19 protein-coding genes are annotated in these 25,552 nt (G+C 61.8%); 4 read left to right on the top strand and 15 right to left on the bottom strand.

All coding sequences use genetic code 11. From position 1 onward, the window contains the following. Window positions 1-88 precede the first annotated feature (88 nt). The 5 genes from BI344_RS07300 to BI344_RS07285 are packed head-to-tail and all read right to left on the bottom strand — an operon-like array spanning window position 89 to window position 5,642. Window positions 89-1,792 carry an ABC transporter ATP-binding protein gene (locus tag BI344_RS07300; RefSeq protein WP_071112317.1) on the bottom strand — a complete coding sequence of 568 codons (1,704 nt, stop codon included), beginning with the start codon at window positions 1,790-1,792 and terminating at the stop codon, window positions 89-91. 25 nt (window positions 1,793-1,817) lie between these two features. After that, window positions 1,818-2,879, bottom strand: coding sequence for an ABC transporter permease (locus BI344_RS07295; RefSeq protein ID WP_071112316.1), 1,062 nt, complete (start codon window positions 2,877-2,879; stop codon window positions 1,818-1,820). Window positions 2,880-2,892: 13 nt separating this feature from the next. Next, a complete protein-coding gene (locus BI344_RS26080; protein WP_420912600.1) occupies window positions 2,893-3,297 on the bottom strand; it encodes an ABC transporter permease in 405 nt (134 codons plus the stop codon). After that, on the bottom strand, window positions 3,279-3,830 hold the full coding sequence (locus tag BI344_RS26075; protein WP_420912599.1) for an ABC transporter permease: 552 nt from the start codon (window positions 3,828-3,830) through the stop codon (window positions 3,279-3,281). The genes BI344_RS26080 and BI344_RS26075 overlap by 19 nt, the downstream gene beginning before the upstream one ends. Before the next feature lie 21 nt (window positions 3,831-3,851). Beyond that, on the bottom strand, window positions 3,852-5,642 hold the full coding sequence (locus BI344_RS07285; RefSeq protein ID WP_071112315.1) for an ABC transporter substrate-binding protein: 1,791 nt from the start codon (window positions 5,640-5,642) through the stop codon (window positions 3,852-3,854). Window positions 5,643-5,841: 199 nt separating this feature from the next. Here BI344_RS07285 and BI344_RS07280 point away from each other — a divergent pair, with 199 nt between their 5' ends. Next, window positions 5,842-6,294, top strand: a complete 453-nt coding sequence (locus BI344_RS07280) for a hypothetical protein (RefSeq protein WP_071112314.1) — start codon at window positions 5,842-5,844, stop codon at window positions 6,292-6,294. Window positions 6,295-6,335: 41 nt separating this feature from the next. Here BI344_RS07280 and BI344_RS07275 read toward each other — a convergent pair whose 3' ends face one another. The 7 genes from BI344_RS07275 to BI344_RS07245 form a co-directional block, all read right to left on the bottom strand. Beyond that, a complete protein-coding gene (locus BI344_RS07275) occupies window positions 6,336-9,461 on the bottom strand; it encodes an efflux RND transporter permease subunit (protein WP_071112313.1) in 3,126 nt (1,041 codons plus the stop codon). A gap of 10 nt (window positions 9,462-9,471) precedes the next feature. Then, window positions 9,472-10,578, bottom strand: a complete 1,107-nt coding sequence (locus tag BI344_RS07270) for an efflux RND transporter periplasmic adaptor subunit (RefSeq protein WP_071112312.1) — start codon at window positions 10,576-10,578, stop codon at window positions 9,472-9,474. A 153-nt stretch (window positions 10,579-10,731) separates the two neighbouring features. Further along, window positions 10,732-11,154, bottom strand: a complete 423-nt coding sequence (locus tag BI344_RS07265; protein ID WP_071112311.1) for an ExbD/TolR family protein — start codon at window positions 11,152-11,154, stop codon at window positions 10,732-10,734. 10 nt (window positions 11,155-11,164) lie between these two features. Next, the gene (locus tag BI344_RS07260; RefSeq protein WP_071112310.1) at window positions 11,165-11,599 is read right to left on the bottom strand and encodes an ExbD/TolR family protein; all 435 of its coding nucleotides are present in this window, start codon (window positions 11,597-11,599) and stop codon (window positions 11,165-11,167) included. Between the two features lie 6 nt (window positions 11,600-11,605). Beyond that, on the bottom strand, window positions 11,606-12,349 hold the full coding sequence (locus BI344_RS07255; RefSeq protein ID WP_071112309.1) for a MotA/TolQ/ExbB proton channel family protein: 744 nt from the start codon (window positions 12,347-12,349) through the stop codon (window positions 11,606-11,608). A gap of 36 nt (window positions 12,350-12,385) precedes the next feature. Next, window positions 12,386-13,039, bottom strand: a complete 654-nt coding sequence (locus BI344_RS07250; RefSeq protein WP_071112308.1) for a hypothetical protein — start codon at window positions 13,037-13,039, stop codon at window positions 12,386-12,388. Window positions 13,040-13,204: 165 nt separating this feature from the next. Beyond that, the gene (locus BI344_RS07245; RefSeq protein ID WP_241499271.1) at window positions 13,205-15,874 is read right to left on the bottom strand and encodes a TonB-dependent receptor; all 2,670 of its coding nucleotides are present in this window, start codon (window positions 15,872-15,874) and stop codon (window positions 13,205-13,207) included. A 618-nt stretch (window positions 15,875-16,492) separates the two neighbouring features. Between BI344_RS07245 and BI344_RS07240 the strand changes: the two genes are divergently transcribed. The 3 genes from BI344_RS07240 (at window position 16,493) to BI344_RS07230 (ending at window position 20,766) form a co-directional block, all read left to right on the top strand. Next, window positions 16,493-18,127, top strand: a complete 1,635-nt coding sequence (locus BI344_RS07240) for a S53 family peptidase (RefSeq protein ID WP_083370115.1) — start codon at window positions 16,493-16,495, stop codon at window positions 18,125-18,127. A gap of 276 nt (window positions 18,128-18,403) precedes the next feature. After that, window positions 18,404-20,023, top strand: a complete 1,620-nt coding sequence (locus BI344_RS07235) for a S53 family peptidase (protein WP_083338913.1) — start codon at window positions 18,404-18,406, stop codon at window positions 20,021-20,023. A gap of 104 nt (window positions 20,024-20,127) precedes the next feature. Continuing rightward, complete coding sequence (locus BI344_RS07230; protein WP_071112306.1) at window positions 20,128-20,766, top strand: HugZ family pyridoxamine 5'-phosphate oxidase; 639 nt, start codon at window positions 20,128-20,130, stop codon at window positions 20,764-20,766. A gap of 58 nt (window positions 20,767-20,824) precedes the next feature. On the opposite strand, the gene argS is transcribed toward BI344_RS07230, so the two are convergent. The 3 genes from argS to BI344_RS07215 all read right to left on the bottom strand — a co-directional run bounded on the left by argS (window position 20,825) and on the right by BI344_RS07215 (window position 25,345). Beyond that, a complete protein-coding gene (gene argS / locus BI344_RS07225; RefSeq protein ID WP_071112305.1) occupies window positions 20,825-22,543 on the bottom strand; it encodes an arginine--tRNA ligase in 1,719 nt (572 codons plus the stop codon). 140 nt (window positions 22,544-22,683) lie between these two features. Further along, entirely contained in the window at window positions 22,684-23,718 is a 1,035-nt protein-coding gene (locus BI344_RS07220) for an MBL fold metallo-hydrolase (RefSeq protein WP_071112321.1), read from the bottom strand. 106 nt (window positions 23,719-23,824) lie between these two features. Beyond that, a complete protein-coding gene (locus tag BI344_RS07215; RefSeq protein WP_071112304.1) occupies window positions 23,825-25,345 on the bottom strand; it encodes a DUF3138 family protein in 1,521 nt (506 codons plus the stop codon). Window positions 25,346-25,552 lie beyond the last annotated feature (207 nt).

The following is a 25,552-nucleotide window of genomic DNA, read 5'->3' as shown; positions in this document are numbered from 1 at the left end:
TTCCGCCCCTTCCATGCTTACCCGATACCTGAACCACAAACAAAAACCGGCCCACCCGGGCCGGTTTTCACTTCGGATAAACGACGCTTCAGGCCGGTGCCAGCGCCGCGCTCCAACCCTGCGGAATCGCTCCCAGCAACTTCTTGGTGTAGCTGTCCTGCGGCGAACGGTAGATCACGTCCGCGTCCGCCTGCTCCACCACCTGCCCCTTGTTCATCACCAGCACCTGGTCCGAGATGTGCTTCACCACCGCCAGATCATGCGAAATGAACAGATAGGACAGCTTGAACTCGTCCTGCAGGTCCTGCAGCAAATTCAGCACCTGCGCCTGCACCGACACGTCCAAGGCCGACACCGATTCGTCGCAGATCAGCACTTCCGGCTTCAGCGTCAGGCAGCGCGCGATCGCGATGCGCTGGCGCTGGCCGCCCGAGAACTCGTGCGGGTACTTGGCCAGCGCGCCCGCCGGCAGCCCCACCTTGTCCAGCAGCTCCTGCGCCAGCTTGCGCCGCCCGCCGCCATCCTGGCCGATACCGTGCAGCAACATCGGCTCGGTCAGGATCTGCTCCACCGTGAAGCGGGGGTTCAACGACGCGTACGGGTTCTGGAAGATGATCTGGATGCGCCGCTTGTAGGCGTGGAACGCCTTGGCGCTCATCCCCATCAGGTCCTGGCCGTGGAACAGCGCCTTGCCCGCCGTCGCCTGGTGCAGCCGCACCAGCGTCAGGCCCACCGTGGTCTTGCCGGAACCGGACTCGCCGACGATGCCCAGCGTCTTGCCGCGCGCCAGCTTGAACGACACGTCCTTCACCGCGTGGAACTGGCGCTTGCCGAACAGGCCTTCACGGATGTCGAAGCTCTTGCACAGCCCTTGCACGTCCAGCACGATTTCGTCGCCGGCGGCATAGCCGCGTGTCCTTTCGGCCGGCTCCACATAGCCGCCCGGCCGCAGGAAGTCGTCGATCACCGCCAGCCGCTCGGGGCGGCGGTCCAGGTGCGGCCGGCACGACAGCAGCGCCTTGGTGTAGGCGTCCTGCGGGTTTTCGAAGATCTGCTTCACCGTGCCCTGCTCGCGGATTTCGCCGTGGCGCATCACGATCACTTCGTCGGCGAATTCGCCCACCACCCCCAGGTCGTGGGTGATGAACAGCACCGACATGCCATGCTTCTTCTGCAGGTCGGCAATCAGTTGCAGGATCTGCTTCTGGATGGTGACGTCCAGCGCGGTGGTCGGCTCGTCGGCGATCAGGAGCTTGGGTTCGCAGGCGATGGCGATGGCGATCATCACCCGCTGCTGCTGGCCGCCGGACAGCTCGTGCGGGTAGGCCTTCACCCGCTTCTCCGGCTCGGGCAGGCCCACTTCGCGCAGCAGCTCCACCGCGCGCTTCCACGCCGCGGAGCGCGACAGGCCGGCGTGCAGCGTCAGCGTCTCGACGATCTGCTCGCCGACGCTGAATACCGGATTGAGCGAGCTCATCGGCTCCTGGAAGATCATCGCGATGTCCTTGCCGCGCAGCCGGCGCAGCTCCCCGCGCGACAATTGCAGCAGGTTGCGGCCCTGGAACAGCAGCTCGGACGCTGGGTCGATCTCGCTGGCCTGCGGCGGCAGCAGCTGCATGATGGCCATCGAGGTGACCGACTTGCCGGAGCCGGACTCGCCCACCAGCGCCACGGTGCGGTGGGCGGGAATGTCGAAGCTGACGCCCTTGAGCGCCTCGAAGCGGCCGCCGTCTTCCTGGCGGAAGCGCACCTTCAGGTTGCGCACGGATAGCAGGGTTTCTGTGTTATTCATTTTGCAGTTCTCCTCTTGCCGCCGCTTACTTGGCCACCGCGCGCGGATCCAGCGCGTCGCGCAGCGCATCCACCAGCAGGCTGAAAGCCGTCACCAGCACCGACATCGCAATCGTCACCGCCAGCATCTGCCACCAGTAGCCCTGGATCAGTTCGCTCGGCGCCTCGGCCAGCATCGAGCCCAGGCTCACTTCGCGCACGCCCACGCCGAAGCCAAGGAAAGACAGGATGGCTTCATACTTGATCAAGGCCACGGTCAGCAGCGAAAACTGCACCAGCAGCAGGTGGGAGATATTGGGCAGGATGTGGATGAACATCTTGCGGCCGCTGCCGGCGCCGATGGCGTCGGCGGCCTGCACGTACTCGCGGCCTTTCAGCTTCAGGTATTCCGCGCGCACCAAACGGTAGGTGCCGGTCCAACTGGTCAGCGCCATCACCGAGATGATGGTGGTGATGCCGCGGCCGGACACCGCGGCAAACGACAGCAGCAGCAGCATGTCCGGCACCGAGGTGAAGATGCTGTAGAACCAGTTGAGGAAGTCATCCGCCTTGCCGCCGAAATAACCGGACACCGCGCCCAGCGCGCAACCGATCAGCAGTGAGAACACCGCGCCGAACACGCCGACAAACAGCGAGGTGGATGTGCCCTTCAGCGTCTTCTGAATCACATCCCGACCTTGCAGGTCACCGCCGAATGGCAGGCGCTCCAGCCTGGCCGGACTGTGATCAACGTATTCGCCGACATGTTTTTCCGCAGCCGCCAACTCCTTGCCGATAGGATCTTCAGCCTGGCTCAGCGCGATAACCGGCGCAGCGGCAAGCTGTTTCGCCGCCGGCTCCGGCGGCAGCACATCATCCGGAGATTCCTGAACCCAGTTCGGCGGCGCATAAGGCACGCCGACCTCGTCCGCCCAATGGCCACCCACCAGGTTCAGCCCGCCGCCAATGCCGATGACCAGATAAACCAGCACCACCCACAGCGAGGCCAAGCCCACCTTGTTGCGCTTCAATCTTTGCCAGCCCAGCGCCCACAGGCTGCGGGACGGCGCTGCCGGCGCGGCGCCGGCGGTATTCTGCAATGTCGTCATTTGTCTCTCCCGCTCACTTCAGCTGCACGCGTGGGTCAATCCACTTGTAGACCAGGTCTCCCAGCAGATTGAATACCATGGTGGCGATGGCGATATAGATGGTGATGGCCTTGATCACCGGAAAGTCGCTCTTGTTGACCGCCTGGATCACCTCGTTGCCCATGCCGGGAATGCCGAAGAAGCTCTCCAGCACCAGCGCGCCCAGCAGCAGATAAGGCAGCGACATCATCAGGCTGGTGACCACCGGGATCATCGCGTTGCGCAGCACATGCTTGAGCATGATGCGGCTCTCCGACAGCCCTTTGGCGCGCGCGGTGCGGACGTAGTCCTGCCCCAGCTCTTCGACAAAGAAGCTGCGGTAGAAACGGATGTCCGGCCCCAGCGACACCATCAGTCCCATCAGCAGCGGCAGCGGCACATACAGGAATAGATTGGTCCAGAAGGAATCCCCCAGCCGCGCACCGGAAACAGGCCCAGCTTGAAGCCCAGAAAGAACTGGCCGGCGATGATGTAGATCAGCGCGCTGATCGACATGGCGATGGTGCAGGAGATGGTGACGATATGGTCGGTGAGGCCGCCGCGGAAATAGGCGACCAGCGCCGCCAACGGAATGGCGATCAGCATGTCGACCACCAGCATGGCACTGGTCAGCGTCAGCGACGGCCCGATACGGCTGCCGATGACGTCGGATACCGGCTGTTGGGTGGACCAGGAAGTGCCAAAATCAAAGGTGGCCACCTGTTTGACAAACAGCCAGAACTGCTCGGGCAGGGACTTGTCCAGGCCAAGTTGGGCGCGGATATGGGCCAACACATCGGCGGACAGGTGCTTGCCGGCGAGCACCAGCGAAGGATCGCCGCCCACCAGGGTGAACAAGACGAAAACCAGCAGCATCACCCCGAACAGAGTCGGGATCATTTGCAACAGCCGGCGGATGATGAATGCGGACATAGTGTTCTCCTCTCTTGCCGCTTATTTCTGCACGTCAAGGAAGCGCCAGATGGCGTTGAAGTTGGGATGCACCTTGAAACCGCGCACCCAGGGCTGGGCCACGCCGTTGGTGTAGCGGATGTCGCTGAAGACCCATGGCGTATCCGCCACCACCAGCTTGTTCATCTGATCGTACAGGCGGTTGCGCTCCGGCCCATCCGGCAGGACTCGCGACTTCACATACAGGCTGTCGTAGCGGCTTGACTGATAGCAGGCATAATTGGAGCCGCCGGTGTTCGGGCCATACAACAACTGCATGAAGTCATCGCCATCCGGATAATCCGCGCCCCATGCGCCGCCAGCCAGGCCATACTTGCATTCGCGCAGCGCCTTGACCTGCTCGTTCCACTGCATCACGCGGAAGTTGATCCTCAGCTTGATGCGGTCAAACGCCTTTTGCCAGTACTCGTTCCACTGCTTGTCTATCGCGGTGGGGCCGGTCAGATAGTCGACGGTGAAAGGCTTGCCATCCGGGCGGTTGCGGTAGCCGTCCGCGCCGATCTTGTAACCGAACTGGTCCAGCAGGGCATTGGCCAGCGCGGGGTTGTAAGGATAGGCGGCGCGGAAATCCGGGTTATGCCCGGAAACATTTGGCGGAATGATGTATTGCACCGGCAACGCCTGGCCGCGCCGGATGTCGCGTATGGTTTCACTCTGATCGAAAGCCATGGCGATGGCGCGACGCAAGGCGATTCTATCCTTGCCGTAGCCGCCCACCACCGGGTCTTGCATATTGAAGGCATAGAAGGTGATGCCTTCTTCCAGGCTGCGGCTCAGCTGCACGCCCTTGTCCCGCAACTCCGCCCTCAGCTCCGCGCGCGTTGAATCCTTCGGGTCCAGACGCAAAACCTGTCGGATCAACGGCTGGGGAATGCTGGGATTGCCGCTCAGCACATCCAGCTCTCCGCTCTTGAACGCAAGCCAGGTTGGCTGCTCCTCCTCGATCACCGAAATGTCGATGCGGTCGATCTGCGGATAGCGCTTGCCATTCATCTGGCTGGCGATCTTGCGGCCCAGCGCGTCGCTTCCCGCCTGGTAGCGGAAGGTTTCCTGGCGGAAATTGGGATTGCGCACCAGGGTCATGTGATTGCCCGGTTTCCACTCCGACAACATATAGGGGCCGGTGCCCACCGGATGGGCGTTGGTATTGTCGCCATAGGCCTCGATGACTTCGCGCGCCTGGCCTTCGACCCAACTGCCGGCCAAAACATAGGGCAGCGACGGGAACGGTTCCTTGAACCTCAGTTGCAGGGTATAGCGGTCCAGCGTTTTGACACCCTCCACCACCGTGTCGTAGTTCAGCCCGCCCTTGCCGGCCTTTTTCACCAACTCGTCCAGCCCGACCAGTTTGCCGGTGAAAGTGTCGCTTATCGGCGAAGCCACCAGAGGGTCGGACAGACGCTTGATGGTGTAGACATAGTCGGCGGCGGTCAGCTCGCGCTTCTTGCCCTTGAAGGCCGGATCCGGCGCGAAATAGATGCCCTTCTTCAAATGGAAGGTGTAGGTCTTGCCACCGTCGCTGACGGTGGGCATCGAAGTCACCACGTTGGGGATGACCTTTACCGGCCGCGCCAGGTAGTCGAAGGTCAGCAGCGGATCATAGATATGCTCGATCACCGCCGCGGAATAGACGTCCGAAATCTTGGCCGGATCGAAACCCGTCTCCGGCGCGTTGAAAGTGGCATGCAGCACCTTCTCCGCGGCTGCCGCATGAAGCGGCGCCATGCTCCCCCAGACCATCAGTGCCGCCACAATGGGCTTTCTCAGGCACATAGTCGTTTCTCCTTTGTTTTTTTCGTCGGAGCCGGTCGGCGAGGAAGCTGTCGATCTGATGTCGCATGGCACTCCCCTCGCCGCCTGCCACCTGCTGCACAAGCTTGTTAACACAAACCAAACACTGCCAGAACCTTAACGATTGACATCGGGCAGGGCTGACAGCATCGTAAAATAAAAGCCTGAACATGAAATCGCCATGAACGGACAGACCGAAACCATCGACATCAAGACCATCTGTCGGCAACATGGCCTGAGCCAACGCCCAGACTGCGAGGAAACGAAAATGAAGACCGTCACCACCATCTTGCTGCTGGCAGCCAGCCTGCTGGCCGGCTGCGCCACCCAGCAGGGCTATGCCCAGAAGGTCAACCATTGGCAAGGACGCGACGTCAACGAACTGCTGGCTGCCTGGGGCACGCCCACCAGCCAGATGACCATGCCCAATGGCAAGCAGCTTTATACCTACCGCAGCGCTTACAGCCAGGACATGCCTATCCAGGGCGGCGGCTTCTACCACCCCTGGGGCATCAACGGCGGTGGTTCGGTCTACTACAGCTGCACCACCAACTTTGTCGCCGACCCGGCCAGCCATACGGTTGAATCGGTCAGTTTCGACGGCAACGACTGCATCGCGCCCGTACGCAAATGAACTTGGCATCATGACAGACGCCAGCCAAGCCGGCGCCTGTCTTACTTACCGCTTTCAGCCTTCAATACCAGCGGTTCTTTCTTCCTCCCGCCCAGGAGCCTGCGGATGCGGACGCGCAGGCTGTCCAGATAGGTGTAGACCACCGGTACCACGATCAGCGTCAGCAAGGTGGAAGTCGCCAGGCCGCCGATGATGGCGTGCGCCATCGGCCGGTTGGTTTCCGAGCCATCGCCGGTGCCCAGAGCCAGCGGCAACATGCCGAAGATCATCGCCAGGCTGGTCATCATGATGGGCCGCAGCCTCACCCGCCCCGCCTCCGCTATCGCCGCGGTCCGCTCCATGCCCTCTTCCCGGCAACGGTTGATGAAATCCACCAGCAGAATGCCGTTCTTGGCCACCAGGCCCATCAACATGATGATGCCGATGATGGAGAACATGTTCAGCGTGGAACCCCACAGGAACAGCGCGACAAACACCCCGCCGAAAGCCAGCGGCAACGCCACCATGATGGTCACCGGCATGGTAAAGCTGCGGAACTGCGCCGCCAGAATCAGATAGATGAAAATGACCCCCAGCCCCAGCGCCCGCAGCGCGTTGCCGATGGTTTCGTCCATGTCCTTTTGCTGGCCGCGCCGCACCAACTGCACATCCTGCGGCAGCTGCATGCTCTCCAGCAGCTTGTTGACATCGGACATCGCCGAACTGACGTCGCGGCCCTCGACGTTGGCCATGATGCTGATCTCGCGCATCATATTGGTGCGCTTGATCTGGCGCGGACTGATGCCCTGCCGGGTTTCAATCAGCGACGACAGCGGCACCATCTGCGACGCGCCGTTCTCATCGCGGTTGCCCGCCACTTTCAGCTGATCCAGCAATTCCTGGCGGCGCTCGTCCTTGGGCACGCGCAGCCGCACATCGTAATTGTCGCCGTCCGGCGCCTCCCAGGTGGTCACCACATTGCCGGCCAGCAGCATCGACAACAGATTGCCCACCCGGTTGAGATCCACGCCCAACCCAAGCGCGGCATCGCGCTTCAGGCTGAGGCTGATTGAGGGGTCGCCTTCGGTCAGGTTGGATTCAATGTCCTTCACGCCCTTGAGCTTGGGAAGCCTGGCCATGATGTCGCGCGACACCCGGTCCAGCTCGACCAGATTGGAACCGCGCAGGCCGATGAAAATCGGCTTGCCCTGCTGCTCGTCATTGGCCACCGCCTTGATCAGCACGCCGGCCACCGGCTGCACCCGCTTGCGCGCGTCGGCGATCACGTCGTTCAGGCTGCGCTTGCGCAGATGCTTGTCGCCGATGTCGAGCGTCAGCGTGCCATCGTTCTTGCCGGCGCCGAAATTGCCCGCGCCCACATCCAGCGAAACCGTGCGGATTTCCTTGATGCCCGACAGCGCCTGCGCCAGCTCCCGGCCCTTGACGGTGGTGTATTCCAGCGAGGAACCCGGGGCGGTCTGGTAGATCACGTTGAACTTGCCGCTGTCGCGCACCGGAATAAACTCGCCGCCTATCATCGGCACCAGCAGAAAGCTGCCGGCCGTAACGCCCAAGGCCAGCAGCAGCACGGTCTTGCGATGTCCCAGCACCCAGTGGATCACCCTGACATAGCGTTCGGACAAGCCATCCAGCGACGACTCGAACCAGTCCAGCATCCTCCCCAGCGGGCCGCGGTGCTTGTCGCCGTGATGATGCGGATCGTGCCAGATCGACGACAGCATCGGGTCCAGCGAAAAACTGACGAACATCGAGATCAGCACCGCCACCGCCACCGTCAGGCCGAACTGGTGGAAGAAGCGGCCGATGATGCCGCTCATGAAGCCTACCGGCAGGAACACCGCCACCACGGTCAGCGTGGTGGCCAGCACCGCCAGGCCGATTTCATTGGTGCCGTCGAGCGCCGCCTGGTAATGGCTTTTCCCAAGCGCGGCGTGGCGGACGATGTTCTCGCGCACCACGATGGCGTCGTCTATCAACAGGCCGATGGACAGGGACAGCGCCAGCAGCGTCAGGATGTTCAGCGTGAAACCCATCAACTGCATGGCGAACAGCGTGCCCACCAGCGCCACCGGCAGCGTCAGGCCGGTGATCACCGTGCTGCGCCAGCTGCCCAAAAACAGGAACACGATCAGAATGGTGAGGCCGGCGCCCTCCAGCAACATGGACTCCACGCTGTCCAGCGCCTTTTTGACGTCTTCGGCCGAATCATAGGTGTAGCGCAATACCGTTCCGGCCGGCATGCGCGGCTTGAACTCCTGCAGCAGCTTCTTCACGCCGGCAGCCACCGCCACCTCGTTGGCACCGCGCGCCGCCTTGATGTCTATGCCCAGACCTGGCTGGCCGTCGATCAAGGACACGCTGTCCTGCTCGGCCTCGGTATCGGCCACGGTGGCGATGTCGTCCAGCCGGATCGGCGTGCCGTTGCGGTAGCCTACGGCCAGCGCGGCGAAGTCGTCGGCGGACTTGAGCTTGCCCGACACCCGGATCGCCCATTCCTTGTGCGCGGTGGACACGTTGCCGGCCGGGAAATCCTGGTTGGCCGCCTTGATGGCGTCGGCTACATCGCTGAGCGACAGCCCCGAACCCTCCAGCCGCACCGGATCGATGTCGATGCGTATCTCGCGCTTCACCGCGCCGATCAGGCTGACATCGCCGACGCCCTCCACCATCTGCAGCCGCTTCTTCAGCACATTCTCCGCCCAACTGCTCAGCTCGCGCGGCCGGGTCTGGCTGGAAGTCAGCGCCAGCGACAGCATCGGCTTGTCGTTGGGGTCCACCTGCGACACCGACGGCGTGCCGATCTCGCGGCGGAACTGGCCCTGCACGCCGGCCACCTTGTCGCGCACGTTCTGCACCGCGACGACGGGGTCGACCGACAACTCGAACTCCGCCACCACCACCGAGTTGCCCTCGGAGGAATAGGAGCGGATTTCCTTGATGCCGCTGACGGTGTTGAGCGCCTCCTCCAGCGGCTTGCTCACTTCGCTTTCCACCACTTCGGGCGAAGCGCCGGAATAACTGGTATCGACAACCGCCATCGGCAAGCGGACGTCCGGCATTTCCTCCACCGCCAACTTTTGCCAGGAAAACAGCCCCAGCACCATCAGCGTCATCATCAACACGGCGGCGAAGTACGGATTGCGTACGCTAACTCGGGTCAACCACATGGTCCGCCCCTCAGGCCTGGCCGCCAGGCAGGCCGACTGCGTCGCCCACCTTGCTGCCCAAAAGTTCGCCCACAATCACATGGGTGCCGGCGGCGATGCCGCCCACCGCCACCTGGCGCTCGTTTTCGGCGCGCAGCTGCAACGTAACCGGTCGCTTCGCCAACCGGCCTTTTTCCGCCACCATCACCCAGGGCTGGCTGTCGATATCGCGCACCGCGGACAGCGGCACCACCACCTGGTCTTTCACTTCGCGCAGCACCACGCCGCCCTTGGCGAATTGGCCGACCTTCAACTGGCCGGATGGGTTCTGCACCCGGATGAACAAGGTGAAGCTGCGGGTGCCGGGGATGGCCACCGGATTGATGCGCACCACTTCGCCATGCTGCAAGTCGCTGCGGCCATCCACGCTGAAGCTAGCGCCCATGCCCACCTTAGCCTGCGCGACCAGGCGCGAGGGCACGGTAGCGGCGATCTCAAGCACCGACAGGTTGGCGATGGAAAACAGCTTCATATTGCGGCTGGCCGCCTCGCCCGGATTGACCTTGCGCTCGAACACCACGCCGTCTATCGGCGACTTGACCTGGGTATCCTGTAGCAGGCGCTTGGCGCGCGCCACTTGCGAAGCCTGGGCGCGCAGCTCGCCCTCCTTCACCCGGTAATCGCTTTCCAGCTCGTCATAGGCTATCTGGGAGATGAAGCCCTTGCCCAACAGCTCGCGCTGCTTGTCCAGCTTGACCTTGGCCAGCCGCAGCCGCGACTTGGTGTTATCCAATTGGGCGTTCTGCTCTTCCACCGACTGGCCCAGCGCCTCGGCGTCCAGCACCGCCAGCACCTGACCGCGCCGCACCGCCTCGCCCTCGCGCACCCTCACCTCGCGCACATTGGCGTCCACCTCCGCCGCCACCGCACTGCTGCTCAGGGCAGTCAGGGAGCCGGTGAAAGGAATAGTGGCCGCCAGCGGCTGGATTTGCGCCTTGATCACATCGGCACTGGACAAGCTGCGCGCCACCGGCGCCGACGCATTCTTGCCGGAGGCGTGCTTATCGGCGCCATCGCTCTTGCTGCAAGCGGCAAGCGGCAAAAGGAGAAGGGCTATCAGACAAAGACGTGTGTTCATGTGTGTTTTATTCCCGCTGCAGGCATCGCGGCCAGCATCCGGTTTGGCATTTATTGGGACAGTCGGAGGATAACACCCCTCCGCGACGGAACAGGCGGCCCAACTGCAGCCGCCTGTTCCCAATCATGCCACAAGACAATGGCTATTTGAATGTCATCTCACAAACTGTTCCGACCCGACGATGCCCAGCTTCGTCAATCCCAGACGCTGCGACTCCGCCAACACCATCGCCACCGGCGCATAACTCGCGTCCTTGTTCGGCTTGATGTGCAACTCCGGCTGCGGCACCGCCTTGCCCGCCGCCGACAGCTTCGCCTCCAGCTGATCCCGACCCGCCAACCTCTCGCCGTTCCACATCACCGCGTTGTCCGGCGCTATGTCGATCTGCACCACCACCGGCTTCTCCAACGGCTTCGACGGCGTGTTCACCGGCATGTCCAGCTTCACCGCGTGCGTCTGGATCGGTATCGTGATGATCAGCATGATCAGCATCACCAACATCACGTCTATCAGCGGCGTGGTGTTGATTTCCATCATCAGGTCGTCTTCGCCCGACGAACCCACATTCATCGCCATCTCTATTCTCCTAGTTCCGCGCCGGCGGCTCGGTGATGAACGCGATCTTCACGATACCCGCCTGCTGCACCGCCAGCACGATCCGGCCGATCGGCGCATACTTCGCCTCCGCGTCGCCTCGAATGTGCACTTCCGGTTGCGGGGTCTTCTTCGCTTCCTTCACCAGCCGCGCCAGCAGTTCTTCCTGGCTCTTCATCGGCAGCGTGTTCCAGTAAATCGTGTTGTGGGTGTCCACTCCCAGCACGATGTTTTCCGGCTTGGTCTGCGTCGGAATGTTCTGCTCTTTCGGCAGCGTCATCTTCACCGTCTGCGTCACCACCGGCACGGTGATCAGGAAGATGATCAACAGCACCAGCATCACATCCACCAATGGCGTGGTGTTGATCGCCGACAGCACTTGATCCTCTTCCGCCCTGCCGTGGCCAAAGCGTTTGTAACGGGCCATGGCGATTTACCGGGTCGGGTTGTTCAGCAGGCTGGCGTGCAGACGTCCGGAGACCACGCGCACGTTGTCCAGCACTAGCTTGTTGCGGCGCACCAGCCAGTTGTATCCCAGCACCGCCGGCACCGCCACCGCCAGACCGATCGCGGTCATGATCAGCGCTTCGCCCACCGGACCCGCCACTTTATCGATCGAGGCCTGGCCCGAGGTGCCGATCTTCACCAGCGCGTGGTAGATGCCCCATACCGTGCCGAACAGGCCGACGAACGGCGCCGTCGAACCCACGGTGGCGATCACCGACAGGCCGTTCTGCATATGGTGACTGGCCGAATCCACCGCGTCGGAGATCGCCATCGACACCCAGGTGTTCAGATCCACGCGATTGGACAGCTCGCCCTTGTGTTCGCCGGCGGCTTCGATGCCGGCCTGCGCCACCGCGCTGTACATGCCTTCGTCGGCCAGTTCGCTGGCCGCTTTTTGCAGGTCCACGCCGTGGTGGCCCAGCAGTTCGTGTCCCTGCTTGATCAGGCGACGTTGTTCCAGCAGCTTGACGATGCCCACATACCAGGTGGAGGCGGACATAATCAGCAGAATGATCAGGGTGCCGCGCGCGACGAAGTCGCCTTGCGACCACAGCGCGTCGATGCCGTACGGGTTGTCGGTGACGGTTTCCGCCGCCAGCGCCGGCAGCGCGGTCAATGCCGCAGCCGCAGTCAGTACCTTGCCCAGCAGAGCGCGAGTGATTTTAGCCATGGTATTTACTCCTTTGTGTCTTGAGATGCCCTGGTCTTAGGAGCCAGAGTCGAGTTTGAAACCAAATTCCTGTTTCAGCTGGGAATTGGCCTGGCAGGTGTAGCCTTGCAATGCGGCGGTGATCGCCGACTTGAAGCTGCTGCGGTAGCGCGGCGGAATGCCGCCGTCGAAACCAATATTGCTGATGCCGCTGAACTTGCCGTCCGCGCCGACGCCGAACACCACCGTCACCACGCCCTGGACTTCGTCTTCCTGGGCCTTGCTCGGGTATTCCGGCGCTTCCAGATGGCTGCAGTTGGCCTTCGCCGAGATCGGACCCTTCGGCGCTTCCACCGCGGGCGCCGGCGTCGGCGCCGGTTGCGGCTTCGGATCCGACGTCACCGACTGGATCGCGTTCGCCGACTGCACCACCGGCGGCGGATTCACCACCGGCGGCACGTAAGCCTGCGGTTTCGGCGCCGCTGTCGGCTGCACCACTTTCTCGATCTTCGGCGGCGGCGGAGGGGGCGGCGGCGGCGGTTCGCTGATCACCGCCACTTCCACCTTCTGCTGGATCACCTTGACCACGCCCTGCGCCAGTCCGGTCACCAGCGCGTAGATCAGCAGAGCATGGAACACGATCACGCCGATCAGGCCGGCGCTGCGCCGGTTTCTCAGACTAGGGTTGCCTTTTATGGGAATACTTGCCATGTCTTTTCACATGTCCTTCCACTGCGTTGGTGACCGGCATGATTAGCCCTGCCGGCCATCCGATTTACAACCCGGGGTGAACCCTCACTCCGTCTCGCAATCTCTACGCATGAATCTGCCCGCCTCCGCCAGTCTAAGCCAGCGAGGCGGGCATTCGTGCTCCAATTACATCTTGTAGTTGGCCTTCAGGAAGTAGGCGCGGCCCACTTGATCGGCGAAGCGCGCGTCATAGTTGGCCTGGAACAGGTAGGTCTGATTGCTGTAAGGCGGCAACTGGTCAAACAGATTGCGAACGCCCGCGGTCAGCGTCAGATGCTTGTTCCATTCGTAGCTGCCGGACAGGTTCCAAGTCGAGTACGGCTTCACGAAGTGCTGGGTGCCATCCGGGTTGAGATGCTGGTCGGTGTATCCCGACTTGTAGCTCTCGGACAGCACCGAACTCCACGGTCCCAGCGACCAGTTAAAAGTCAGCGTATGCTGCCAACGGAAGGTCGGCTCGTTCAGCGTGGTCGGATATTGGCCCAGATTGCTGTAGTACTGGCCATTTGCCACGATCTGATAGTCGCTCTTGGCGAGGTAGGTACCAGCCAGTTCGATGCCGAAGTTACCGTAATTGGTCTTCGGCAGCGTCCAGCGGAAGTCCAGATCCACGCCTGCCGAGCTGGAGTTGCCCATGTTCATGGTGGTAGCCTGCCCCACCAAGTTGCCATTGCTGTCATAAGACAACAGGTTGGCGTATTGCGGCGTGAACAGGGTCGCTTCCGGCAAGGTGCCAATCTGGTCCTTGATGGTCACCCACCAGAAATCGGCACTCGCGGTAATGCTCTTGGTGGGTTGAATCACCATGCCAAACGACAGCGAGGAAGACTTCTCCGGCTTCAGGTGCGTATTGCCACCAGTCATCATGTAGCGCTGGATCTGGGTGCACGACGAGGACATGCTGGGGCAAGTCAGCGGATTGGCGTAATTATTGCCGGTCAGCTGTTCCTGATTGGGCGTGTACATATCGTACAACGACGGCGCGCGGAAACCGGTGCTGGCGGACGAGCGGAACAGCACCTGCGGCGTCATTTCATAGCGCAAAGACACTTGCGGATTAACGGTATCGCCGACATCGTTGTAATGGTCATACCGCACTGCTACCTTACCATCCAGATTCTTGATGATAGGAATGTCAGCTTCGCCGAACAGGGCATCCACCGTACGATTGCCCTGAGTGTTCTTGGACAGCGTCATGCCAGGCCCAAGCGCATCATTGGTAATGGGGTAGTTGAAATTGTGGGTGAGCGTATCGTGGCGGGTTTCGCCGCCGAACGCCACGGCCAACATGCCGGCCGGCAACTGGTAGATCTCCTTGCTCAAGGAGAAGTCCGCGCCGACCGAAGTGTACTTGCCATCATCGAGATGACCGGTCAGACCGATCTTGCTCCAGACGCTGGGGTCAGTGGCCATGCCGGTGGTCAGGCTGATCTGATTGTTCAGATAAGCATTGGTCAACTCGTTGATGCCGGTGAAACCGCTTACCAACTCCTCGGTAGCATAGCTTTCCGAGTACCCTACGCCGGTACGATAGTCCCAACCTGCCACCAGTCCTTCCAGATTCACCTGCAGCTTCTGGGTAGTGCTCACCGCCTCAGTGTTACGGTCACCCAGCGGGATGGTCCGCAATGCAGGCAGAATCGGATTGGAGCCGCTGTTGATGCCTTGCGTGCCGCTAGGAAGCTGCACATCGCCAAAGGTCGGCGTAGGCGCGGACAAGGAGTTGGTCTTGGTGCGCGTGATGTTATAAGTCACCGACAATTCATGATTGTCGCCGATGCGCAGCGTGCCCTTGGCCAAACCGGAAATCTGCTCCGTTTCCGGCTGAATACCAACCATGGACGACGGATACATCACGCAGTAACCGCCCTTGGCCGTGGCGCCATAGCAGTTAGGATAAGAACTCGGTCCAATCAGCGTGTTGCCGCCGTCGATAGAATAGTTGCCCGGATAGCTGTTAACGCTGGGCTTGGTCGTCGGCAGGATGGCGGAAGCGAATGCCCGCTGATTGGCCATCACGGGATCGGTTTTGTGGTAATTCACCGTCGCATAGACGTTGAAGCCATCCTTGGCGAGGCTGCCATAGCCGTAAGAGCCTTCCAGATTTTTCTCATTGCCCCCCGAACGTTGCGGGGTCAGGAAATCCCCGCCCAAGGTCAGGCCTTGCACGCTCTTCTTGGTGACAAAGTTGATTACGCCACCTACCGCGTCACTACCATAAATCGCAGCCGCGCCGTCCGGCAGCACTTCCACACGCTCAATGGAGCTCAGCGGAATGGAGTTCAGGTCGGCTGCGGTGCCGTCAAATGGATGATAGGCGATGCGGCGGCCATCCAACAGCACCAGCGTGTATTGCTGGCCCAAACCGCGCAGGTTGGCAAAGGCGGCGCCACCGGTCGACTGGCCGACGCTGGAGTTGGCGCCGATATTAGACTGGTTGGACGACAGTGCATTGACCACCTGTTCCACCGTAGTCAGGCCTTGCTTGGCCAGGTCATCCACTTTCACTGTGGTCAACTCGGTGGCTTTTTCATCTTTCAGCCGCTTGATGTGCGAGCCGATTACATCGACACGCTGCAAGGACGCATCGGAATCATCAGCATAAGCCGCCGCAGTCGTCATGCTACCGATCAGCGAAAGCGCCACTACCAGTGTTTTTCTCTTGTAATTCATGATTTCTCCAAATCCCTTTTTGTAGATGTGTCGTCCATTCGCCTCGTGGGCACATGGCTCTATGTTTTGTTCATACCGAGGAGATGCGTTTTGAGTGTGAAAGTTTGTAATGACTAACGTCAACAACCATTTACTTTCATGATTCCAACAAGAAAAGAAGCGGACATTTTCTTTTTTGGTTGAAACAAACCGTCACAATTCATGCACCATGAATTGCAATGGAATTCCACCCTACAAACCGCAAACAAGTCACAATTAGTCACAAATACACATAAAAACATATACTCCAATACAGAATTCCCCTCCCCTATTTGTTGCTTTTTTGCATTTTTCCTTCGGATTCTGTTGTGTTTTTCACAAATACCTCCCTGCTATTTCTTCATCAATCATCAGCTTTACTCATTGAATCCATGAGCAATCCTGAATAACCAATTTTCCCCAAAAACAGAACAAATGCTCTATTTCGTCATTTAACGAAATGCTTAATCTTTCAAAATGGATAATTCTTGTATTTTTCATTAATAACCCATGCCAATTATGAATTTGTGTTAAATCCATTTGGCATTTTCACTGCGTTTAATCTATTGCGAAATAGTCGTATGAAATTACGACATGCCTCCGCAAGCCGGAGGATGTTTCAAGACGAAGGGTGCGGACACAATTCGCAATACAAACCCCGTCTCTATCAGGGAAAGACATACCGTCAGTCCCTGCACTCAACTGCAAAGAGGAGAAATTTGCATGTTTGCAAAACAGCACGCTATCGCATTGATCGTATCTGGCTTGTTTGCCCTGGGCGCCCAGGCAGCTGAACCTTGGGTCGCTACCGCCACCCAGGCCCACCCGGTACTCGGCACTCTGGCCGCCAACGCCAGCGTGCAAAGCGCGGGCGAAGTCGCCGCAGGCCAGTCCGTTCACGTAGCCGTGACGCTGAAAGTCCGCAACAAGGCTCAACTGGATGCGCTGACCAGCAACCTGCTGGCCGGCACCAGCCACAAAACCCTGAGCCATGCCGAATTCATGGCCCAATACGCGCCGACTCAGGCCCAGGTGCAACAGGTTGTCGCCCACCTGCAGAAGAGCGGCTTCCGCAACATCAAGGTTGCCGCCAACCGCATGCTGGTTAGCGCCGACGGCAGCGCCGCCAGCGCCAAGACCGCCTTCAACGCCACCCTGCACCACTTCAATGTGAATGGCCGCAACACCTTCGCCAACGTGACCGCCGCCCAAGTGCCGCAATCGCTGGGCAACGTCGTTCTGGCGGTGCACGGCCTGCAAAACGTTCACACCTTCCATACAACCCTGCAAAAAGCCGGGGTGAAGACCCTGGCCTCAGCCAAAACCAACGCCGCCAGCGGCCACAACCCGACCGATTTCCCGCTGATCTACAACGCCAGCAGCCTGCCGCCGGCCAGCAACACCACCGTGGGCATCATCTCCGAAGGCGACCTGACCCAGACGCTGCAAGACCTGCAGCAGTTTGAAGACTCCGCCGGCTACAGCTACGTTCAGACCAATGTGGTCAACGCCGGCGACGCATCGTCTGACACGGATGGCATCGGCGAGTGGAACCTGGACAGCCAGGACATCCTGGCCGCCGCCGGCGGCGCGCTGCAGCAGCTGAACTTCTACGTCGCCACCTCGATGACCAATGCCGACATCACCGCCGCCTACAACTCCGCAGTCAGCGATGGTTCCGCCAAGGTGATCAACGTGTCGCTGGGCGAATGCGAAAGCGACGCGCAGAGCGACGGCACCGTCGCCTCCGACGACCAGATCTTCCAGACCGCGGTGGCTCAGGGCCAGACCTTCTCGGTGTCCACCGGCGACTCGGGTTCGGCTGAATGCAGCGGCCCCGGCCAGAGCTACCCGGCGACGTCGCCGTACGTGATCGCTGTGGGTGGCACCACGCTGTACACCAGCGGCACCAAGTACACGTCGGAATCGGTGTGGAACGGCGGCGGCGGCGGCCCCAGCGTTGTCGAAGCGGCACCGGCTTGGCAAACCAAGGCAGGCGTGCTGACCACCTCGAAGACCAAGCGCGGCGTGCCGGATGTGTCGTTTGACGCCGACCCGCAAAGCGGCGCGCTGGTCATCGTTCAGGGCAGCAACCAGCAAATCGGCGGCACCAGCCTGGCCGCACCGCTGTTCTCCGGCTTCTGGGCTCGCATCCAATCCGCCAACGGCAATAAGCTGGTATCGCCGAACACCGCCTTCTATCAGTACTTCAAGGCGAATACCGGCCTGTACCATGACGTGACTTCCGGCAACAACGGCGGCTATAAAGCCGCCAAAGGTTGGGACTACGCCACCGGTTGGGGCAGCCTGAACGTTTCCGCGCTGAACACCTTCATCAGCAGCCACTCCGGCTTCTGATCCAGGCATTTCAGCTAAGCTGACCAGCCCCGGGCCCGCCCGGGGTTTTTTACATTTTTTCTTTTCAAACTCGTCTTGCTGCTGCCGAAACAATGGCTAACAGTTGCCGGCAGCGCTGACACCACAGCGTCATACCTATCAAATAGTTACAGATAAACCGGGTAATTTAAGAGTAAATACTTTACAAATAAGGAGGCTCTCGCTATCTAGTAAAAACCCGTAGCGCAACGGACTAATCTTCGAAGTGTTCGGCGGGTTTCAATCAGGAGAGATGGGATGTCGGTGAAAAATCAAATCCTTACAATGCTGCTAGGCAGCGTGATCAGCATCGGCGCGCAGGCTGCCGGCGGTTGGGCCGCCACCAGCACCCTGCCCCACCCGGTACAGCAACTGATTCCCGGCGCCTCGGATAACGGCGAAATCGCCAACGGCGAGCTGGTCCACATCGCCGTCAGCTTGGCGGTGCGCAACAAGGCCGGGCTGGACTCGCTGACCAGCAGCATCCTGTCCGGCCAGGGGCAGCCTATCAGCGACGCCCAGTTCATGGCGCAATACGCGCCCAGCGCCTCCCAGGTGCAGCAAGTGGTAAGCCATCTGCAGCAGAACGGTTTCCGCAATATCAGCGTCTCTCCCAACAACTTGCTGATCACGGCCGACGGCAGCGCCGCCACCGTCTACAGCGCCTTCCAGACCAAGCTGCACCGCTATAGCGTCAACGGTCGCCAGGCGGTGGCCAACGTCGCCGCGGCCCAGGTGCCGGCCAGCCTGGCCAGCATCGTGCTGGCGGTGCACGGCCTGCAGAATGTCCACCAATTCCACACCGCCTTCCACGCGCAGGCCGTCGCCAAGACCAGCGTCGGCGTGATGGCGCACAAACCCGCCGACTTCGCTTCCATCTATAACGCCGCCAGTCTGCCGGCGGCCAAGAACAGCGTGGCCGGCATCATTGCCGAAGGCAATCTGAACCAGACGGTGGCCGATCTCGGCAGCTTCGCCAGGAGCGCCGGCTTCGCCGCGCCCAGCATCGCCATCGTCAATGCCGGCGCGCCCAGCGGCGACACCTCCGGCATCATCGAATGGAATCTGGACAGCCAGACCATACTCGCCGCCAGCGGCGGCGCGCTGAAACAGCTGCAATTCTACGTGGCGCCGTCGATGAGCAATGCCGACATCGCCGCGGCGATCAACGCGGCGGTGACGGCCAACAGCGCCAAGGTGGTGAATGTCTCGCTGGGCGAGTGCGAACTGAGCGCGCAGTACTCCGGCATGACCGCCAGCGTGGACCAGATGCTGCAGGCCGCCGTGGCACATGGCCAGACCTTCTCCGTTTCCAGCGGCGACGCCGGTTCCTATGAGTGCGGCGGCGGCACCGCCTATCAAAGCTATCCGGCGGTGTCGCCCTACGTGATCGCAGTCGGCGGCACCACGCTGACCACCAGCGGCAACACCGTCTACAGCAGCGAGAAAACCTGGAGCGGCGGCGGCGGCGGCGCCAGCTATACCGAGGCCGCACCCGCCTGGCAGACCAGCGCCGGCGTGCTGACCACCAACAAAACCAGGCGCGGCGTGCCGGACATCGCCTTCGACGCCGACCCCAACAGCGGCGAGCTGGTTCTGGTGGCCGGCAGCACCTATCAGGTTGGCGGCACCAGCCTGGCCGCGCCGCTGTTCACTGGTTTCTGGAACCGCATCCAGTCGGCCAACGGCAACAAGCTGACCTCCCCCGCCACCGCCATCTACAAGTACTTCAAGGCCAACCCGTCGCTGTATCACGACGTGGCCAGCGGCAGCAACGGCGCCTACAAGGCGGCCAACGGCTGGGATTACACCACCGGCTGGGGCAGCCTGAACGTGGCCAGTCTCAACAACTTCATCGGCAAGACCGCAGGGTTTTGAGCCGGCCGTCACCTCCGCCAGACAACGCCCCGCCCAGCCGGGGCGTTTGCTTTGCTACCGCGACAACATAAGATGTCCGCATCGCTTCAACCGATAGCCAGACCATGAAACCCAACCTCGCCGTCAGCCTGCTGCACCAGTGCCAATACGCCACGCTTGCCACCCAATCCCTGAAATACCCAGGCTACCCTTACGCCACCACGGTGCAGTTTTTCTGCGACGAGCGCCAGCGGCCGGTATTTCTCGCCAGCGCGCTGGCCGAGCACAGCAAAAATCTGCTGGCCGACCAGCGGGTCAGCCTGTCGCTGCTGACGCCCGGCCAGCCCGCCGCCCAATCCGCTACCCGGCTGACCATATTGGGCGATGCCGAACGCTTCGAGCCTGAAGCGCTTTTGCGCCGGCGGCTGCTGCGCTATCTGCCGGAAGCTGAAGAATGGCTGGCGCTGGATTTCATGTTCTTCCGCCTGCCGCCGGCCAGGCAGCGGCTGATTGTCGGCCTTGGCCAGATGGGCTGGATAGACGAGAGCGCATGGTCACAGTTGCCGGCGCTGTCGCTGCGGGATGAACAAGCCCTGCTGGAGCAGGCGCAAGCCGGACTGCCCGCCGCCATCCGCCTGCTCGGCTGCGACTGCTTCGGCGCGGATTACCTGCAAGACGGCGCATACCGCCGCGTCGACTGGAGCCGGCCCTTGCAAGACCGCGGCGAGTTGCTGAACCAGCTCAAGCGACTGTCCGGCGCCTGATTCCGCCATGAAAAAGCCCACCGCATGCGGTGGGCTTGGGCCTGGCGCCGGCAGAGGCTTACATCGCCTCCAGCACCTTGATGCCAAGCAGGTCCAGGCCGGTTTTCAGGGTCTTGGCGGTCAGCGCCGCCAGTTGCAGGCGGCTGGCGCGCACTTCGCCCTCGCTCTTCAGGATCGGGCAGGCCTCGTAGAAGCGCGAGAACAGCGTGGCGATCTGGTACAGGTACTGCGACAGGTAGTGCGGGTAGCAGCTATCGGCCACCGACAACAGCGTGTCCTCGAACTGCGCCAGCGCGGCGGCCAGCTGCTTCTCGGCCGGCTCTGTGATCACGACGCGGGCGTTGGCGTCGTAATCCTCGGCCTTGCGGAACACGCTCTGCACCCGGGTGTAGGCGTACTGCAGATACGGCGCGGTATTGCCTTCGAACGCCAGCATGGTGTCCCAGTTGAAGATGTAATCGCTCATGCGGTTCTTGGACAGGTCGGCGTAACGCACCGCGCCTATGCCCACCGCGGCGGCGATTTCGCGCTTCTCGGCTTCGGGCAGGTCGGGATTCTTCTCCGCCACCAGCGCATAGGCGCGCTCTTCCGCTTCCTGCAGCAGTTCGATCAGCTTGACGGTGCCGCCGGAGCGGGTCTTGAACGGCTTGCCGTCGTCGCCCATCATCACGCCGAAGCCGACATGCTCCAGCTTCATTTCCTCCGGCGCGAAGCCGGCCTTACGGCAGATGCTGAACATCTGGGCGAAGTGCTGGCTCTGGCGGGCGTCCACCACGTAGATCACGCGGTCCAGGCCCAGGGTCTTGTGGCGGTAGCGCACCGCGCCCAGGTCGGTGGTGGTGTACAGATAGCCGCCGTCCTTCTTCTGGATGATCACGCCCATGGGCTGGTCTTCCTGGGTGCGGAACTCTTCCAGGAACACCACCTGCGCGCCTTCGCTCTCGGTCAAGAGGCCCGCCGCGCGCAGTTCCTTGACGATGACCGGCAGGTCGTCGTTGTACGAGGACTCGCCGCGCACGTGCTCGCGCTTGAGGTTGACGTTGAGCTTGTCGTACACCGCCTGGCAGTGCTCGAGAGATATCTCGACGAACTGCCTCCACAGCCTCAGCACTTCCTGATCGCCGCCTTGCAGCTTCACCACGTAGTCGCGGGCGCGGTCGGCGAACTCTTCGCTCTCGTCGAAGCGGATCTTGGCGTTGCGGTAGAAGGTTTCCAGATCAGACAATTCCAACGCGGCATTGCCGTCCTGGCTGGTTTCCACCAGATAGGCGGTGAGCATGCCGAACTGGGTACCCCAGTCGCCGACGTGGTTGGCGCGCACCACTTCGTGGCCAAGGTACTCCATCACCCGTGCCAGCGCGTCGCCGATGATGGACGAACGCAGGTGGCCGACGTGCATTTCCTTGGCCAGATTGGGCGACGAGTATTCCACCATCACGCGCTGCGGCTTCAACGGCGCGAGACCCAGCTTGTCGTCTTTCAGGGCGGCTTCGCTTCGTCGGGCAAGATATTCAGGGGCTAGATGAATATTGATGAAACCCGGTCCGGCGATTTCCACCTTGTCGGCGATGCCGGCAAGATCCAGCGCCGCCACCACTTTTTCGGCCAGCGCGCGCGGATTGGTTTTCAATGCCTTGGCGGCGCCCATCACGCCGTTGGCCTGGTAGTCGCCAAAATCCGGCTTGGACGCCGGCTGGATCACGGCCGGCGCGTCCGGCGCGCCCGCTGCTGCCAGCGCCGCCTGCACCCGTTCGTTGATCAGTTGATGAATTGTCATTGGTAGCCCCACGAAATGCCGCGAAAACGAAAACGCGTCTTCGCTTCTGAAAATAAACTTGTGTTTGATTGTATGCGCCTAAGCCTGCAGCGGCAATGCTTGCCGCCCCCGCCCGCCGCGGAAAATGCCTGTTGCTTGATCTAGCGCGGCCGCAGCCAGAAAGTCTCGCCCAGCGCGGGTACGGCGAAGTCGGCCGGCGCAATGCCGTATTTCTCCAACTCCGCCGCCAAATCCAGCGGCGGCTGGTGCAAGGCCTCGTCGGTCAGCGCGAAAGTACCCCAATGCACCGCCAGCGCGCGGCGCGGCTTCATGATGCGGAAAATCTGCACCGCCTCGGCCGGGTCGATGTGCTGCGCCTGCAGAAACCAGCGCGGCTGATAGGCTCCTATCGGCAACAATGCCAGGTCCAGAGGACCGATGCGCTTGGAAACCAGGGCGAAGAGTTCGGGATGATACCCGGTATCGCCCGGATACCAAAGCTGCAAACCATCGCCCCTCACCGCGAAGCCGCCCCATAGCGCGCGGTTGCGGTCGCCGAACACCCAACGCTTGCTCCAGTGCTGGGCCGGCGTCAGCACCGCTTCCACTCCGCCCAGCTTGAAGCTCTCCCACCAATCCAGTTGATGGATATGCCCGGCCGGCACGCCGGCGCGCAGCAAGGTGGGCGCCACGCCCAAAGGCACGACGAACTGCGGCGCGCCGCTGGTTTGCCGCGCCAGTTGACGGACCGCGTGGAAATCTAGATGGTCGTAATGATTGTGGGTGATCATCACCAGATCGATGGCAGGCAACTCGTCAAGCGTCAGCGCCGGCGGCAGCAGGCGCCTGGGGCCTGCCCACTGCAGCGGCGAAGCACGCGCCGACCACACGGGGTCCAGCAGCAGATTCAATCCGGCCAACTGGATGAAACCGCTGGCGTGGCCTATCCAGGTATACGACGGCCGGCTGCGGTTGGCGGCCAGGGCCGCGGCATCCGGCGCTTGCCGGCGGATGTCCTGCAGCCGGTGCGCGACCGCCGGCATCCGCCAGCGCTGCCAGTTCCAGCGCAGCAGATCGGCAAAGCGCGGCTGCTTGAACGGATACAGGTTTTGGTAGCCGTCCACGCCATGGTGGGAACGGGCGGCGTCGGCGCGGTAGCGCGGCAATGGCCAATGCGGCAGCAGTTTACGGAACATGCGCATACTCGTGGCGAAAACAATGCCGCCATTCTGCCGCAGACGGATGGCCGCTCCAAATAAAAAGCGGCGGGTCTCCCCGCCGCCGGCTGTCCCGCATCCCGCCTCAGAAGGTGTAGACCGCCTGCGCGCCCAATAGATCGTTGCTCTTGCGGAAGCTGCCGTCGTTGCGCAGGAACACGCTTTCGCTGGCCCAGTCGTGGCGGTATTCCAGCTTCAGCGTCAGCTGGTCGGTGGGGAAGAACAGCAGATCGGCGGTCAGCGCCTGGCGATTGGCGCCCTTGCAGTTGGTGGCCCCGCTGGCCAGGCAGGCTTGCGACACGCCAAAAGCGTTGGTGCCGTCATAGCCGCTGGCGTTCAGCGCGATGCCGCCGCCGCCGCCGCCGTTCTTGCTGTCGTTCAGGTAGTCGTAACGCAGCGTGGCGCCCATCTTGCCCACCATGTCGGTCATCCACTTGCGGTGGCCCAGCAGCGACACGCCGTACCATTGAGCGCTGCCGCCGTTCCAGGCCGCGTTCTGCTGCTGGCCATAGTCCAGTTCGGCGTTGTACAGCACGTCGCCCAGCGTGTAGCTGGCGTCGGCCTCTGTGAAAAAATAGTTGGAATAGGGATTGGCGGAAGTGCACTGATAGCCGTAGCCGGTATTGCCGGCCAGGCAGCCATTGGTGGCGGGCACCGGGCTGGTGGCTGACTGCGCCGCGCTGGTCAGCAGCGTCTGCCGGCCGGCGTTGAACGACCACCCCAGATCCAGCGCGCTGCTCCAGGTGTAATCCAGCCGCGCGGTCACCGTCGGCGTGTTGTTGCTCTTGACCTGCGGATTGCCGGTTGCCGTGTTGGTGCCGGTATTGGCCAGATTGGCGTGGGTGCGGTACTGCTCGTTGGCCAGCAGGAATTTCCACGCCCACACGTCGTGGCTCCAGGCGAAGCCGGCGCCGACGTAGCTGCCTGGATCGCTGAAGTCGTACAACAGGCCGTGGGTCAGCGTCACCATCTGGTTGGACTGCTGCACCTCGTAGCCGCCGAAGCTGTTCATCAGCCCGGCATTCACCGACCAGGTGTCGGACAAGGGAAAGTTGATCACCGCGGTGTTGATGATGTTGTTGCCGCTGCCGCCGTCCAGCAGCGTGTTGCCGGAACCGCGGTTGGGCATGATGCTGATCTCGGCGCTGGGAGCGGTGGGGCCGACACCGAAGGTCTTCTTGATATCCAGGTACACGTCGCCGAAGGTGCTGTTGCTATAAGCGTAGGTGTTCTGGTGATTGAGGAACTGGAATCCCGAGCTGTTGTTGCCGCGATTGTAGATATAAGTGGGATCCAGGTAGCCGGTGATGCTGAGGCCGGCGATCGGTCCCTCGTTAGCGGCGGTGTTGAGCCGATCCACCTTCAGCTCCATGCCGGCCACCCTTTCCTTCAGCTCGGCGTTGGCGTCCTCCGCGCCAGCCGCCGCCGAGGCCGCCGGCACCGGCTTCTCCGCCGAGGCGGCTTCCACCGCCTTTTGCAGTTCCTGCATCTGCGCCTGCAGCTTTTGCATCTGCGCCTTCAGCTTGGCGATCTCGTCCGCCTTGGCGTCCGCCAGCGCCATACCGGGCAGCGCCGCAATCAATGCACTGATCAGTACCCTCTTCATCGTCATTTCTCCTTGTGTGAACCTGCCTGCCGATCGCACTGCGCACCGCCCATCTCAGCCGTTGGCGAAAGCCAGCCGCATCTCCCTTTCCCGCTTGCGCGTCATCGCACTCATATAGATATTGGCCGCCACCACCCCCACCGACACCAGCGCGATGAACAGGGTGGCCAGCGCGTTCATTTCCGGATTCAGGCCCAGCCGCACCCG

The organism is Chromobacterium sphagni (genome assembly GCF_001855555.1).
Classification (GTDB): domain Bacteria; phylum Pseudomonadota; class Gammaproteobacteria; order Burkholderiales; family Chromobacteriaceae; genus Chromobacterium; species Chromobacterium sphagni.
Note: the sequence above shows the minus strand (reverse complement) of the source record. Positions and strands in the feature narration are given on the sequence as shown.